This is a genomic window from Ramlibacter sp. (assembly GCF_050250995.1).
Taxonomy (GTDB): Bacteria; Pseudomonadota; Gammaproteobacteria; order Burkholderiales; family Burkholderiaceae_C; genus Ramlibacter.
In genome coordinates this window covers 63,707-78,502 of record NZ_JBFWNP010000004.1, presented here as the reverse complement: position 1 = coordinate 78,502, position 14,796 = coordinate 63,707, and the positions used below count along the sequence as shown (strand labels likewise).

At 67.6% G+C, this 14,796-nt stretch carries 15 protein-coding genes; 3 read left to right on the top strand and 12 right to left on the bottom strand.

Annotation, left to right across the window (positions count from 1 at the left end):
- Positions 1-6: 6 nt before the first annotated feature.
- Together AB7E83_RS05720 and AB7E83_RS05715 are read right to left on the bottom strand one after the other, a co-directional pair.
- Positions 7-429: a YciI family protein gene (locus AB7E83_RS05720; protein ID WP_428566350.1), complete on the bottom strand. Its 423-nt coding sequence runs from the start codon at positions 427-429 to the stop codon at positions 7-9.
- A gap of 98 nt (positions 430-527) precedes the next feature.
- Positions 528-881 carry a YciI family protein gene (locus tag AB7E83_RS05715; protein WP_428566347.1) on the bottom strand — a complete coding sequence of 118 codons (354 nt, stop codon included), beginning with the start codon at positions 879-881 and terminating at the stop codon, positions 528-530.
- A gap of 133 nt (positions 882-1,014) precedes the next feature.
- Between AB7E83_RS05715 and AB7E83_RS05710 the strand changes: the two genes are divergently transcribed.
- Complete coding sequence (locus tag AB7E83_RS05710; RefSeq protein ID WP_428566345.1) at positions 1,015-1,263, top strand: hypothetical protein; 249 nt, start codon at positions 1,015-1,017, stop codon at positions 1,261-1,263.
- Positions 1,264-1,308: 45 nt separating this feature from the next.
- Here AB7E83_RS05710 and AB7E83_RS05705 read toward each other — a convergent pair whose 3' ends face one another.
- A complete protein-coding gene (locus AB7E83_RS05705; protein WP_428566342.1) occupies positions 1,309-2,760 on the bottom strand; it encodes an RNB domain-containing ribonuclease in 1,452 nt (483 codons plus the stop codon).
- A gap of 228 nt (positions 2,761-2,988) precedes the next feature.
- Between AB7E83_RS05705 and AB7E83_RS05700 the strand changes: the two genes are divergently transcribed.
- Together AB7E83_RS05700 and AB7E83_RS05695 are read left to right on the top strand one after the other, a co-directional pair.
- Positions 2,989-4,683 carry an MFS transporter gene (locus AB7E83_RS05700; protein ID WP_428566339.1) on the top strand — a complete coding sequence of 565 codons (1,695 nt, stop codon included), beginning with the start codon at positions 2,989-2,991 and terminating at the stop codon, positions 4,681-4,683.
- 16 nt (positions 4,684-4,699) lie between these two features.
- Entirely contained in the window at positions 4,700-5,509 is an 810-nt protein-coding gene (locus tag AB7E83_RS05695; RefSeq protein ID WP_428566336.1) for an alpha/beta hydrolase, read from the top strand.
- Here the strand turns inward: AB7E83_RS05695 and AB7E83_RS05690 are convergent.
- From AB7E83_RS05690 to AB7E83_RS05650, 9 genes are all read right to left on the bottom strand, one after another.
- Positions 5,506-5,895, bottom strand: coding sequence for a hypothetical protein (locus AB7E83_RS05690; RefSeq protein ID WP_428566333.1), 390 nt, complete (start codon positions 5,893-5,895; stop codon positions 5,506-5,508). The genes AB7E83_RS05695 and AB7E83_RS05690 overlap by 4 nt on opposite strands.
- A gap of 104 nt (positions 5,896-5,999) precedes the next feature.
- Complete coding sequence (locus AB7E83_RS05685; RefSeq protein WP_428566330.1) at positions 6,000-6,764, bottom strand: enoyl-CoA hydratase; 765 nt, start codon at positions 6,762-6,764, stop codon at positions 6,000-6,002.
- Positions 6,761-7,354 carry a 2-hydroxychromene-2-carboxylate isomerase gene (locus AB7E83_RS05680; RefSeq protein ID WP_428566327.1) on the bottom strand — a complete coding sequence of 198 codons (594 nt, stop codon included), beginning with the start codon at positions 7,352-7,354 and terminating at the stop codon, positions 6,761-6,763. The genes AB7E83_RS05685 and AB7E83_RS05680 overlap by 4 nt, the downstream gene beginning before the upstream one ends.
- Positions 7,354-8,079, bottom strand: a complete 726-nt coding sequence (locus tag AB7E83_RS05675; RefSeq protein WP_428566324.1) for an SDR family oxidoreductase — start codon at positions 8,077-8,079, stop codon at positions 7,354-7,356. Before AB7E83_RS05675 ends, AB7E83_RS05680 begins: the two co-directional genes overlap by 1 nt.
- Before the next feature lie 2 nt (positions 8,080-8,081).
- Complete coding sequence (locus AB7E83_RS05670) at positions 8,082-8,885, bottom strand: acyl-CoA thioesterase (RefSeq protein WP_428566322.1); 804 nt, start codon at positions 8,883-8,885, stop codon at positions 8,082-8,084.
- Positions 8,886-8,893: 8 nt separating this feature from the next.
- A complete protein-coding gene (locus AB7E83_RS05665; protein ID WP_428566319.1) occupies positions 8,894-10,102 on the bottom strand; it encodes an acetyl-CoA C-acyltransferase in 1,209 nt (402 codons plus the stop codon).
- A 1-nt stretch (position 10,103) separates the two neighbouring features.
- Positions 10,104-12,509 carry a 3-hydroxyacyl-CoA dehydrogenase/enoyl-CoA hydratase family protein gene (locus AB7E83_RS05660; RefSeq protein WP_428566318.1) on the bottom strand — a complete coding sequence of 802 codons (2,406 nt, stop codon included), beginning with the start codon at positions 12,507-12,509 and terminating at the stop codon, positions 10,104-10,106.
- Positions 12,509-12,883, bottom strand: coding sequence for a DUF2147 domain-containing protein (locus AB7E83_RS05655; protein WP_428566316.1), 375 nt, complete (start codon positions 12,881-12,883; stop codon positions 12,509-12,511). The genes AB7E83_RS05660 and AB7E83_RS05655 overlap by 1 nt, the downstream gene beginning before the upstream one ends.
- 113 nt (positions 12,884-12,996) lie before the next feature.
- A complete protein-coding gene (locus AB7E83_RS05650; protein WP_428566313.1) occupies positions 12,997-14,793 on the bottom strand; it encodes an acyl-CoA dehydrogenase C-terminal domain-containing protein in 1,797 nt (598 codons plus the stop codon).
- Positions 14,794-14,796: the final 3 nt, after the last annotated feature.

Genomic DNA, 14,796 nt, shown 5'->3' with positions numbered 1-14,796 from the left:
GACGGTTTACTTCATGCCCATGTCGCGGAACTTCTCGATCTCCTCGTGCGAGGCGATCCCTTCGAAGTCGCTCATCTCGTAGAGCTGCCGCACCTCGATCTCGGCCGGTTTGTCGAAACCGACGGGGTTCGGGAAGCGCCGCGTCCACTCCAGCGCTTCTTCGCGGCTGCGGGTCTGGATGAGCGTGTAGCCCGCGATCAATTCCTTGCTCTCGGTGAACGGCCCGTCGACGACCGTGCGCCTGTCGCCGTCGTAGCGGATGCGCCAGCCCTTGCTGCTCGGGTGCAGGCCCGAGCCGTCGAGCAGGACGCCCGCCTTCGCGAGGTCCTCGTGGTAGATGCGCATGGCCTCGAACATCCTGTCGCTGTCGGGTGGCCAGCGGCCGGCCTCGGAGTCGGGCGTGGCCTTGACGATGATCATGAATCTCATGGGGTTTCTCCTGGCGGGCGTCGCGGGATGACGGCGCCTCTGTTTCCACGACGAACGAGCCGGCGCGGAATCGACATGCCCCAGCGCGAACCTCGCGTTCAGGTGTAGCAGGGCCCGGTTTGGCGCACTTCGACGGTCGCCCATTCGGCCGCGGGGCAGGCCTTGGCGATCGCCACGGCTTCGTCGCGCGACTTGCAGTCGACGAGGAAGAAGCCGCCGATCATCTCCTTCGCCTCGGCGAAGGGACCGTCGTGGATCGTGGCGCGCTTCTCCCGCACCTGCACGCGCGCCGCATCGCGCTGGGACGCGAGCGACTCCACGCCCAGCAGCAGGCCCTTGTCCTTGAGTTCGCCCGCGAAGCGGACCATGCGCGCGTACACCTCGTGCCCCTCGGCTTCCGTGCGCGTGGCGCGCTGGCTGGGATCCTCGACGATGAGCAGCATGTAGGCCATGCGGTCCATGATAGCGATACGCGACCGTTGAGGATGGTTCGCGGATTCATTTTTCGTCCGCTGTCGAGCCACACCGGCCGCGCGGATTGGCCTATCCTGAATCCATCGAATCACATTGAAACAGGAAGGTGCCATGCAGGAAAAAACTTCGGACCCGCATCCGCTCAGCGACCTCGCCTACGACTGGATCACGCTGATGCAGAACAAGGCCCAGGCCTTGATCGCGTACGACCAATACATCAAGGACGCCGAAGCGGCGCAGTCGCCGGAATGCGCCGCTTTCTTCCGCAAGGTGCATGACGCGGACAAGGCGCAACTGGCCGAAGCGAAGCAGCACCTCGCGGCGGTGCTGGAGGGCAAGATGGGCAAGGCTTCGAAGTAGCTGCGCCAGGCTCGGGCAAGGCGAGCGCATTGCCCGGCGGCCGCGTCATGCCCGCTCGAAATCGATGAAGCCCTGCGCCGCATCCACGCCCACGAGACGCACGCGCAAGGCATCGCCCACGTCCGCGCCTTCGAAACCGCGCACCAACCGCCCCTCGACCAGGGGGCGCGCGATGCGCACATAGGTCGCCGCCGCTTTCGCGCCTGTCACGAGCGCATCGAAAGCCTCGCCGATTCGCGGGGCGAGAAGCAAGGCGGCCGCGGCCTTCAACACCTGCCGCTCCACCTTCGCGGCATTGTCTTCCTGCAGCGTGCAATGGCGCGCGATCGCCGCGAGCGCATCCACGTCGTAGGGCGGCGCGGCGCCCGCGATGGCCGCCTTGATGAGCCGCTGCGTGACCAGATCGGTGTAGCGCCGGTTCGGCGCCGTCGAGTGCGTGTAGTCGCTCACCGCCAGGCCGAAGTGGCCGATCGAGGGCTCGCCGGGCGCGGCGGCGGCGTATTCGCCCGGCCCGAGCATCTTGACGATCGCCAGCGAGAGATCGCCGAACGCGGACGGATCCGCCACCCGCCGCTCCCGGAGAAAGTCGTCGAGCGCCACGGGGTCGGCTTGCGCCGGCAAGGCGTAGCCGTGCGTCGCGGCGAGCGTCACCATCCGATCCCAACGCCGGGGCGCTTCGAGCACGCGCCGCAGCGACGGGGATCGCCGTTGCACCAGGTACCGGGCCGTGGCCGAGTTCGCGGCAATCATCAGATCGGCGATCAATTCCTTCGCGCGGTTCTTCTCGTCGGGCGCGATGTCGACGAGCACGCCGTTCGCGTCGAACACGGGCCGGCCCGACACGGTCTTGACCTCGAGCGCGCCGCGGCTTTGCCGCTTCTCGCGCAGCCGCGCGGCGACGTCGTCGTGCAGGCGCACCTGCGCTTCGAGCGCGGCGCTGCGCTCGACGGCCGCCGGCGCGGCGCCATCGCCATCGAGCCATGCCGACACGGGCCCGTAAGCGAGCTTCGCGCGATTGACGACGAGCCCGCGATAGAGCTGCGCCTCGCGCACTTCGCCCTCGGGACTCACGACCATGTCCACGACCACCGCGAGCCGCTCGCACCCTTCGTTCAGGGACGTGAGATCGTTGGAAAGACGCTCCGGCAGCATGGGGAAGACGCCCGAAGCCGCGTAGACCGACGTCGTGTTCGCGGCCGCGTGCTCGTCGATGGCGCTGCCCGCCGGCACCCGCGCATCGACATCCGCCACCGCGACCCGCAGCCGCGTCTGCCCATCGGGCATCGCTTCGGCCACGCTCAGCTGATCGAGATCCAACGACTCGTCGTTGTCGATCGAGAACCAGTGCAGTTCGCGCAGATCGCGCACGTCGGCCGGCGCTTCGTTCGTCGGCGTCGCGGCGTCGGCCTGCGCCAGTGCCTCGCGCAAGAATTGGGGGCGCAGTCCGCGCGCGCGCATGGCCGCAATGGCGAAGGCTTGCAGATCGTTCGCTGGCATCGAACGATTCTCGCCGACCCGCGCACGCAGCGGGGCGATGCGGCGCCGATCCTCGCGCTCCCGCGTCTGTATGCAACGCCCGTCGACTGACGCGGCGCTGACCGAATCGCATTCCATCCACGCGGGAATGCCCTGAGAGGAATCGCGCCGGGCGGCATTCGCGCGTCAGGCCAGCGTCAGTGCCGACGCCAAGACTTCGCCTGCTGCAATTCAGAAAGAGGAGACAGCATGGCCAACGCATCGACTGCCGGCGCAATGCCCGGCGCCGCCGCCGCGCCGATGACCAAGGAGGAGAAGAAAGTCATCTTCGCCTCCTCGCTCGGCACGGTCTTCGAGTGGTACGACTTCTACCTGTACGGCTCGCTCGCCGCGATCATCGCGCGGCAGTTCTTCTCGGGGCTCGATCCGACGTCGGCCTACATCTTCGCCCTGCTCGCGTTCGCCGCCGGCTTCCTCGTGCGGCCCTTCGGCGCCATCGTGTTCGGCCGGCTCGGCGACATGATCGGGCGCAAGTACACGTTCCTGGTCACCATCCTGATCATGGGCGCGTCCACCTTCATCGTGGGCCTGCTGCCCTCCTACGCCTCGATCGGCATCGCCGCGCCGGTGATCCTGATCGCGCTGCGCATGCTGCAGGGCCTCGCGCTCGGTGGCGAGTACGGCGGCGCGGCGACCTACGTCGCGGAGCATGCCCCGCACGGCAAACGCGGCGCCTACACGGCGTGGATCCAGACCACCGCCACGCTCGGCCTGTTCCTGTCGCTGCTCGTCATCCTCGGCGTGCGCAATGCGATGGGCGAGAAGGACTTCGGCGACTGGGGCTGGCGCATTCCGTTCCTGCTGTCGATCCTGCTGCTCGGCATCTCGGTGTGGATCCGCCTGTCGCTCAACGAATCGCCCGCCTTCCAGAAGATGAAGGCCGAAGGCAAGACGTCGAAGGCGCCGCTGGCCGAATCGTTCGGCGAGTGGAAGAACCTGAAGGTCGTGATCCTCGCCCTGCTCGGCCTCACCGCCGGCCAGGCCGTGGTCTGGTACACGGGCCAGTTCTACGCGCTCTTCTTCATGACGAGCATCGCCAAGGTCGACGTGACGACGGCCAACCTGCTGATCGCCGCATCGCTGCTCATCGGCACGCCGTTCTTCATCGTCTTCGGATCGCTCTCCGACAAGATCGGCCGCAAGCCGATCATCATGGCCGGCTGCCTGCTCGCCGCGATCACCTACTTCACGGTGTTCCCGATGCTGCTGAAGTACGCGAACCCCGCGCTCGCGGAAGCGCAGCAAAAGACCAAGGTGACCGTGACGGCCGACCCCAACGAGTGCTCGTTCCAGGGCAGCCCGATCGCGCGCGAGATCGATTTCCGCACCTCGTGCGACATCGCCAAGCGCTCGCTCGCCACGCAGTACATCCCGTACGAGAAGAAGGCAGGCACCGGCCCCGCCACCATCACCATCGGCGACAAGGTGATGCCCGCCCCGGTCGCGAACCTGAACGACGCGCGCAACGGCTTCGCGCCCGACAGCGCCAAGGCCGTCGCCGACTATCGCAAGATGGTCACCGACGCCGCCAAGGCCGCCGGACTCACGCAGGCCGCCGACCCGGCGAAGATGAACAAGGTCATGGTCCTCGCGATCCTCGTGTACCTCGTGATCCTGGTCACGATGGTGTACGGCCCGATCGCGGCGATGCTGGTCGAGCTGTTCCCCACGCGCATCCGCTACACGTCGATGAGCCTGCCGTATCACATCGGCAACGGCTGGTTCGGCGGGCTGCTGCCGACCACGGCGTTCGCGATGGTGGCCGCCACGGGCGACATCTTCTACGGGCTCTGGTATCCGGTGATCGTCGCCGCGGGCACCTTCGTGATCGGCATGCTCTTCGTGCGCGAGACGAAGGACGTCGACATCTACGCGCACGACTGACGAACCATCGATCGCCGTGTATCGCGACATGGACCGGGCCGCGCTCGACGCGGCCTACAACAACCAGGCGGCCGTGCCGGCGTTCGGCGCGATCATGAAGGACTGGCTGCGGCGGTCGACCGCGGTCCATGACGCGCTTCGAACCCGGTTCGACCTGCGCTATGGCGAGCGTCCGCGGCGGACGCTCGACTTCATTGCGGCGCGCGAGCCGAATGCGCCGCTGCTCGTCTTCATCCACGGCGGCTACTGGCAAGGCGGCGACAAGCGCTCGGTCGGCTTCGTGGCGAAGGGGCCGCACGCGCAAGGCTTCGCGGTCGCGCTCGTCGAGTACACCGTCGCGCCCGAAGGGCGTCTCGCGGACATGGTGGGCGAGGTGCGATCCGCGCTCGAATGGCTGCGGGCGAACGCCGCGAACCTCGGATTCGACGCCGACCGGATCGTGCTCGCGGGCCACTCGGCGGGCGGGCAGCTGCTGTGCATGGCGCAGGACGCGCCGGGCGTGATCGGCGGCATCGCGATCAGCGGCCTGTTCGAGCTGGAGCCGATCCGGCTGTGCTACCTGAACGAAAAACTCGCGCTCACGCCGGACGACGTGGCGCGCTTCAGCCCGATGAACGATGTGCGCGCACGCCCGCATTCCCTGACGGTGGCGGTGGGCGCGCGGGAGCTTCCCGAGCTGATCCGGCAATCGCGCGACTATGCGGCGGCCATCGGCGCGCCGTGCATGCTGCTCGGGGGCCACGACCACTTCACGGTCCTCGACGAACTGGCGGCGGAAGACGGCCGCCTGTGCCTCGAACTTGGGCGCATGGTCTCGACCCGCTAGCGTTCGACGAACCACTCGTACGGCATGAAGCCGCGCCCGCCGGACAGGTCCACCACGATCACGTCCGAATCGATGTCGTAGGCCCAGCAAGCCGCCCACTTGCGCCCGCCCTGCTCCATCACGGCGGCCTTGTGGTCGCCTTCCTTGCCTTCCTCGGCGAGCGCATCGACGAGGATGTCGTTGCGGCATTCGCCGTCCTGCAGGCGCCACGTGACGCTGTCGCGCTGGTAGATGCGTTCGCCCGGCTGGCCGGGGACTTGCGCCACGGGTGCGTCGAGGCCGATCACGGCCGCGGCGACCGCGGTGGCGAGGACCGCCGCCGACAAGGCGACGGCCACGTGGAGGATGCGGGGCAGCGCGAAGGCGCGAAGCGTCGGGTAGGCCATGTTCACACTCCTTGGCGACATGCGGGTCGCGTCCGTCGTGTGCAAAGACTAGTCCCCGATCGCCGCGAAGGCGAGCCGGGGAGACCGAAGTCGCAGCCCGAAGGTCAGACCCCGGAGAAGTCCGGCCGCCGCTTCTCGAGGAACGCGCCGAAGGCTTCCTTCGCGGCCGGCTCGCGCAGCATGCGGTGGAACGAGGCGCCTTCCTCGTCCATCTGCCGCAGCACGAGTTCGTGCTGGCCCTTCTTCATCAGCCGCTTGGTTTCGGCCAGGCTCGATGCCGGCTTGGCCGCGAGCTTGCGCGCGACCTGCTGCGCGTAGGCGTTCGCCTCCATCGGCGGCAGCACGCGATTGACGAGGCCGACCTCGAGCGCGGCTTCGGCCAGGAAGGGCTCGCCGAGCAGCAGCGCCTCGGCCGCGCGGTGGTAGCCGAACATCTGCGGCAGCAGCAGGCTCGACGCCGCCTCGGGGCACAGGCCGAGGTTCACGAAGGGCAGCGAGAACGCCGCGTTGTCGCCGGCATAGACGAGGTCGCAGTGCAGCAGCATCGTCGTGCCCACGCCCACCGCGGGGCCGCACACGGCCGCGACGATGGGCTTGGGAAAGGACGCGATGCCGCGCAGGAAGCGGAACACCGGCGGATCGTCGCCGCCGATGTCGCCCTTCAGGAAATCGTTGAGGTCGTTGCCGGCGGAGAACACGGTCTCGTGGCCCTGCAGCAGCAGCACGCGTACCGAGGCGTCGGCCTTCGCCCGCGCGAGCGCCTCCGCAAGCTGCGCGTACATCGCGACGGTGAGCGAGTTCTTGCGCTCGAGCCGGTTGAGCGTGACCGTGGTCACGCCCGCTTCGGTGTGGGTGAGGATGTCGCTCATGCCTGCAATGCTCTCCGGAGGAAGTCGAGGCGGTCCTGGCCCCAGTACATGTCGTCGCCGACGAAGAAGGTGGGTGCGCCGAAAACGCCGCGCGCGACGGCGGCCTGCGTGTCGGATTTCAGCCGCTCCTTCACCTCGGCATCGGCGGTGAGTTGCAGGATCTCGCCCGCATCGAAGCCGACGGCCTGCAGCACCTCGCCCACAACCGTGGGGTCGCTCATGTTGCGGCCCTCGGCCCAGAACGCGCGGTAGACGGCGTCGACGTACGGAATCATCTTGTCCGCGTCGCGCATCTGCAGCCCGGTCGCGCCGCGCATCAGCATCAGCGTGCTGATCGGGAAGTTCGGGTTGGCTTTGAAGGGTACGCCGTAGTGGCGCGCATGGCGCTCGAAGTCGGCGAGCACATAGCGGCCCTTGGCGGGGACTTCCATCGGCGACTTGTTGCCGATGGCCTGAAAGACGCCGCCGAGGAGGAAGGGCTTGTAGTTCACCGTCGCGCCGGTCTCGCGCGCGATCGCCGGGACCTGCGTCCAGGCGAGGTAGGCGGCAGGGCTGCCGACGTCGAACCAGAAATCGAATGCCTTGGTCATCAGAACTTCTCCGTCCAGGGTCGCAGGTCGAGCTCGTGCGTCCACGCGTCGCGCGGCTGCTTGTGGAGCATCCAGTAATTGTCGGCGAGATGCTCGGGGTCGACGATGCCGTCGTTGTCCTTCAGCGCGTAGCGCTCGGGGAAGGTGGTGCGGATGAACTCGGTATCGATGGCGGCGTCGACCACGATGTGCGCGACATGGATGCCGCGCGGGCCGAGCTCCCGCGCGGCGGATTGCGCCAGCGCGCGCAGCGCATGCTTGGCGCCGGCGAAGGCGGCGAAGTTCGCCGAGCCGCGCATCGACGCCGTCGCGCCGGTGAAGAGCATCGTGCCCTTCCCGCGCGCCACCATGCGCTTGCCGACTTCGCGCGCATTCAGGAAGGCGCCGAAACACGCCATTTCCCAGATCTTGAAGTAGCGCTGCGCCGTTTCCTCGAGAAGGCTCGTGCGCACGTTCGCGCCGATGTTGAAGACGAAGACCTCGATGGGGCCGATCTCGCTCTCGATCTTCTCGACGAGGGCGACGACTTCGTCCTCCTTGCGTGCATCGCTGGCGAAACCGTGGGCCTGGCCGCCTTCGGCCGCGAGGCGGTCGATGAGCGGCTGCAGCTTGTCGAGGTGGCGACGCGTGGCGCAGACGGTGTAGCCCTCGCGCGCGAAGCGGCGTGCGATCGCGCCGCCGGTGGCGTCACCGGCGCCGACGACGAGGGCTACGGGATTCTTCATCGCTAGTCCTTGTAGTACATGACCTGATGCGTGGTGCAAAGCAGGTTGCCGCCTTCGTCCCACAACTGCCCGGTGTGATCGTAATACCCGTTGCGAAATCCCTGGCCGCGCACCTGCCCGAGCAGCCAGCCCGCGCCGCTGGCGGCGAGCATCGCGCCGTCGGCGTGGAAATACACCGTCATCGTCACGGTGCCGAGGGAGGTCTGCTTCGCGCGGCGCATCCAGATGCGGGGGAAGAAGATGTCCGCGAGCGACGCGAGGGAGGCGAAATCGAGCGGCCGCGGCGGATCGTCGCGAACCCACAGGCGCGACAGGCTCTCGGGATGTTCCTCGCCCGTCCATCCGCGCGGAATGTGACCGCCGACGAAGCGCATCTCGTAGCGGTTCAGCCATTCGACGCCCGAGCGATGCGTGCGTGCCACGTCCTGCGGACGCGGTACCTCGGGCAACTGCGCTTCGGTGGCGGTCCAGGTCTCGCGGCGCACGGCGGTGAGCACCGTCGCCGTCGCCACCGTCTCGCCGCCTTGCTGCAGTTCGACGATCCAGTGCTGCGTGGAGCGGTTGGTGCGCGCGGGGCGCGCCTTCGCGGTGAACTCGCCATCGGCCAGCGCCGCCGCGTAGTTGATCGTGAAGGACACCGGCTCGCCCAGCCGCTTCGGGTGCAGGAGCACGGACTGCAGCGCCTGCGCGGCGGTGATGCCGCCGTAGGGGCCGATGAAGTTGGCGTACGCGGGGCTCGTGCGGCCGGTGAAGGTGTCGTCGCCCGAGGGCGCGAGCGCGATGGCGTCGTCGAATGGATGCGGCATGTGCTTTTCTAAACCCTTTCGAAAATCCCCGCGGCGCCCTGGCCCATGCCGACGCACATCGTGACCATGCCGTACTTGAGATTCTTGCGGCGCAGCGCATGCACGACCGTCGCGGAGCGGATCGCCCCCGTCGCGCCCAGCGGATGGCCGAGCGCGATCGCGCCTCCCATCGGGTTGACCCTGGCGGGGTCGAGGCCAAGCGTCCCCATCACCGCGAGCGACTGCGCGGCGAACGCTTCGTTGAGCTCGATCCAGTCGATATCGTCCTGCTTGAGGCCGGCGTTCTTCAGCGCCACCGGGATCGCCTCGATGGGTCCGATGCCCATGATGTGGGGCGGCACGCCGCGGCTTGCGTAGCCGACGAAGCGCGCGAGCGGCGTGAGGCCGAAGCGCTTCAGCGCCGCCTCGCTCACGACGATGAGCGCACCCGCGCCGTCGGAGGTCTGCGAGCTGTTGCCCGCGGTCACGCTGCCGCGCGCGGCGAAGACCGGGCGCAGCTTCGCGAGCGCTTCCACGGTGGTGTCGGGCCGCGCGCCCTCGTCGATGTTCACGGTGCGGCTCGTCACGGCGACCTCGCCCGCGTCGAGATCGACGGCGCGCTCGGCCACGTCCACCGGGGAGATCTCGTCGGCGAACTCGCCCGCCTTCATCGCGGCGACGGCCTTCATGTGCGAGCGATACGCGAATTCATCCTGCGCGTCGCGGCTTACCTTCCACTGCTGCGCGACCTTCTCCGCGGTGAGGCCCATGCCGTAGGCGATGCCGTAGCTTTCGAGGTCGTTCGGGTCGCTGAAGATCGCGGGGGACAGCGAAGGCGAATTGCCCATCATGGGCACCAGGCTCATGCTCTCGACGCCCGCGGCGATCATCACGTCGGCCTCGCCGACGCGGATGCGGTCGGCCGCCATCTGCACGGCGGAGAGTCCCGAGGCGCAGAAGCGGTTGACGGTGATGCCGCCCACGGTCTTCGGCAGGCCCGCGAGCACCGCGCCGATGCGCGCGACGTTGAGGCCCTGGGATGCTTCGGGGATGGCGCAGCCGCACACGATGTCTTCGATGGCGGCAGGGTCGAGCCCCGGCACCTGCGCGAGCGCGGCGCGCAGCGTGGTGGCCAGCAGGTCGTCGGGCCGGGTGTTGCGGAAGTAGCCCTTGTGCGAACGTCCGATGGGCGTGCGCGTGGCGGCGACGATGTAGGCGTCTTGAATGGGTTTCGACATCTCAGTTCCTCACCGGCTTGCCGGTGTTCAGCATCCCCAGGATCCGCTCCTGCGTCTTCTCGTTCTGCACCAGCTCGCAGAACGCCCTTCGCTCCAGCGTCATCAGGTACTCCTCGCTGACCAGCGTGTTCGCATCCACGTCGCCGCCCGTCACGACATGCGCGATGAGCGAGGCGATGCGGAAGTCGTGCGCGCTGATGAAGCCGCCGTCGCGCATGTTCACCAGCTGCCCCTGGATCGTCGCCTTCGAACTGCGACCGGCCACGGGGAACATGCGCTTCAAGGGCGGGCGATAGCCCTCGTCGAACATGCTCTTTGCGGTTTGCAGCGCGACGTACAGCAGCTCGTCCTTGTTCGGAACGACCGTGTCGCTCTCCAGCAGCCAGCCGAGCTTGCGCGACTCCAGCGCGCTCGTGCCGACCTTCGCCATCGCCGCGGCCGTGAAGCCCTCGATCAGGAACTTCAGGATGTCCTTGTCGGTGCTCGTCGCCGCGTTCTCGGCCGCGCGGCGTGCGATGTAGGTCAGGCCGCCCGCACCGGGCACCAGACCGACGCCGACTTCGACGAGGCCGATGTAGCTCTCCATCGCGGCCACGCGCTTCGACGAATACACCGCAAGCTCGCAACCGCCGCCGAGCGCCATGCCCCGGATCGCCGAAACCACCGGCACGCTCGCATAGCGCAGGCGCAGCATCGTCTGCTGCATGAAGCCCTCGGCATCGTCGATGGCGCTCACGCCGACCGCCACGAACGCGGGCAGCATCGCCTGGAGGTCCGCGCCGACCGAGAACGGCTCGTCGCCCGGCCAGATCACCAGGCCGCGATATTCCTTCTCGGCAAGCTCCACCGCCTGCATCAGGCCTTCGCAGGCCTCGGGGCTGATGGCGTGCATCTTCGTCTTCAGGCTTGCAATGAGCACGTCGCCATCGAGCGTCCACAGGCGGATGCTGTCGCTCTCCTCGATCGTGCGGCCGGCCTCGTCATGCCGCGCGCCCGGCTCGCCACGCAGCAATTCGGGGAACAGCTGGCGCTCGTACACCGGCAGCACACGACGGGGCTCGAAACGCTTCGCGGTCGGGTTCCACGAACCTTCCGCGGTGTGAACACCGCCCGCCTCCGCCACGGGGCCGCTCGTCACCCACGCGGGCAAGGGCGCCTTCGACAGCGTCTTGCCCGCCTCGATGTCCTCGGCAATCCATTGCGCGACCTGCAGCCAGCCCGCTTCCTGCCAGAGCTCGAACGGACCCTGCTTCATGCCGAAGCCCCAGCGCATCGCGAGGTCGACGTCGCGCGCCGTCTCCGCGATCGTTGCGAGATGCACGGCCGCGTAGTGGAAGCCGTTGCGCAGGATCGCCCACAGGAACTGCCCCTGCGGCCCCTGGCTCTCGCGCAGCAGGCGCAGGCGCTCGGCCGCGGGCTTCTTCAGCATGCGCGCATACACCTCGTCGGACTTCTGTCCGGCCGGCACATAGTCGCCGCTCTCCGGTTCGAAGCGCAGGATGTCGCGGCCCGCCTTCTTGTAGAAGCCCGCCTTCGACTTCTGCCCGAGGTTGCCCTTTTCCAGCAGCGCCTTCAGCACGTCCGGGGTGCCGAAACTCGCGTAGAACGGATCGCTCTTCTCGTCGAGCGTGTCCTGCAGCGTCTTGATGACGTGCGCCATGGTGTCGAGTCCGACGACGTCGGCCGTGCGGAAGGTGCCGCTCGATGCGCGGCCCAGCTTCTTGCCGGTGAGGTCGTCGACCACGTCGTAGGTCAGCCCGAACTTCTCCACCTCGCGCATCGTGCCGAGCATCCCGGCGATGCCGACGCGGTTGGCGATGAAGTTGGGCGTGTCCTTTGCGCGCACGACGCCCTTGCCGAGGCCGCTCGTCACGAAGGTCTCGAGCTGATCGAGGATCTCGGGCTTCGTCGTCGGCGTGGCGATCAGCTCGACGAGATACATGTACCGCGGCGGATTGAAGAAATGGATGCCGCAAAAACGCGGCTTGATGGCCTCCGGCAGCGCTTCGGACAGTTTCGTGATCGACAGGCCCGAGGTGTTCGACGCGACGATCGCATGCGGCGCGACGAAGGGCGCGATCTTCCCGTACAGATCGAGCTTCCAGTCCATGCGCTCGGCGATCGCCTCGATCACGAGGTCGCACTCCTTGAGCAGGTCCAGGTGCTCCTCGTAGTTGGCGGGCTGGATGAGCGCCGCGTCGTCCGCCACGCCGAGCGGCGAGGGCTTCAGCTTCTTCAGGCCCTCCACGGCCTTCGTCACGATGCCGTTCTTCGGACCCTCCTTCGCGGGCAGGTCGAACAGGATCACCGGCACCTTCACGTTCACGAGATGCGCGGCGATCTGCGCGCCCATCACGCCCGCGCCGAGCACGGCGACCTTCTTCACGGGGAATCGGGAGACGGCCATCACTGCACCCTCACCCAGGTCTGCGTGCGCCCGAACGGGCCGAACGAGCCGCGCATCTCGAGCTTTTTGCCGCCCTCGATGGGCGTGAGCTTCGCCGTGTACTCGCGGCCGTTCTCGGGGTCGAGCACCTTGCCGCCTTCCCACAGGTCCTTGCCCTCGGCCTTGCGCACGCCGCGGATGATCTCGAGGCCGTTCATGGGCTTGTCCTTTCGGTCGTCCTTGCATTCGACGCAGACCGCGTCGGGCTTGGCCGTCTTGTCGAGACGCTTCTCGATGCGGCCCGTCAGCACGCCCGCGTTCTCGACGATGCGGATTTCCGCGCGCGGCTCGCCGGTCTTGTCGTCGATGCTGCGCCAGAGTCCGACGGGGGTCATGGGAGCGGGCTGCGCGATGGCGGCCGGGAGTGCGGCGAACGCCGCGAAGACGGCGAAGGCGCCGATGAAAGCCCTGGATGCCCGCCTCCGCGGGAGTGACGCGGAAGTGCGGTTCATGCGAGCGCCTCGTCGGTATCCAGCAGGTTCTTCACGCCCGCGCGCGCGGTGCGCATGAGCATCGCGGTTTCGGGGAACAGGCGCGCGAAATAGAAGCGCGCGGTCTGGAGCTTGGCGACGTAGAAGGGGTCGGTGTTGCCCGCTTCGATCTGCTTCAGCGCAACCTGCGCCATGCGCGCCCAGAAGTAGCCGAAGACCAGGTGGCCCAGCACGCGCAGGTAGTCGACGGCCGCCGCGCCCACTTCGTCGGCGTTCTGCATGCCCTTGAAGCCGAGCTCGGTGGTGAACTTCGTCATCTGGTCGCCGAGATACGCGATGGGGTTGATGAACTCCGCCATCTTCTCGTTCACGCCTTCCTCCTCCACGAGCCGCGCGACGAGCTTGCCGAACTTCTTCAGCGTCGCGCCGTTGTTGCCGAGGATCTTGCGGCCCAGCAGGTCGAGCGATTGCACGGTGTTCGTGCCTTCGTAGATCATGTTGATGCGCGAATCGCGCACGTACTGCTCCATGCCCCATTCCTTGATGTAGCCATGGCCGCCGAAGACCTGCAGGCACGCCGAGGTCGAAGTCCAGCCGTTGTCGGTCAGGAAGGCCTTGACGATGGGCGTGAGCAGCGCGACGAGCTCGGCGCTGTCCTTGCGGACCTTTTCGTCGGGGTGGTGGATCTCCTTGTCGAGCAGCAGCGCGCAATAGGTGGCGAGCGCGCGGCCGCCTTCGGCGTACGCCTTGGCCGTGAGCAGCATCTTGCGCACGTCGGGATGGACGATGATCGGGTCCGCCGGCTTGTCCTTGGCCTTCACGCCGGAGAGCGAGCGCATCTGGATGCGGTCCTTCGCATAGGCGAGCGCGTTCTGGTAGGCGACTTCGGTGAGGCCCAGCGACTGGTTGCCGACGCCGAGGCGTGCCGCGTTCATCATCACGAACATGGCCGACAGGCCCTTGTTCGGTTCGCCGACCAGCGTGCCGATGGCGCCGTCGAGCACGAGCTGCGCCGTCGCGTTGCCGTGGATGCCCATCTTGTGCTCCAGGCCGCCGCAGTGGATGCCGTTGCGCTCGCCCAGCGACCCGTCCGCGTTTACCTTGAACTTGGGAACGACGAAGAGGCTGATGCCCTTGCTGCCCTGCGGCGCGTCCGGCAGGCGCGCGAGCACGAGGTGGATGATGTTGGGCGTGAAGTCGTGTTCGCCGGCCGAGATGAAAATCTTGTTGCCGGTGATCCTGTACGTGCCATCCGCTTGCGGTTCCGCCTTCGTGCGCAGCATGCCCAGGTCGGTGCCGCAATGCGGCTCGGTCAGGCACATCGTGCCGGTCCACTCGCCGCTCACGAGCTTGGTCATGTACGTCTTCTTCTGTTCGTCCGTGCCGTGCGCATGCAGGCACTCGTACGCGCCGTGCGACAGGCCGGGGTACATCGTCCACGCCTGGTTGGCGCTGTTCATCATCTCGTAGATGTTCTGGTTCAGCGTGAAGGGCAGGCCCTGTCCGCCGTACTCCGGATCGCACGAGAGCGCGGGCCAGCCGCCCTCGATGTACTTCGCGTACGCTTCCTTGAAGCCCGTGGGCGTGGTGACTTCGTGCGTGTCCCTGTTCAGGGTGCACCCCTCGGTGTCACCCGCGATGTTGAGCGGGAACGCGACCTCGGCGGCGAACTTGCCGCCTTCCTCGAGGATGGCGTTGATCGTGTCCGCGTCGACGTCGGCGTGCTTCGGGATCGCCTTGTATTCCTCGGCGACGTTCAGCAGTTCGTGCAAGACGAACTGCATGTCTCGCAGGGGCGGTGTATAGGTGGGCACGGG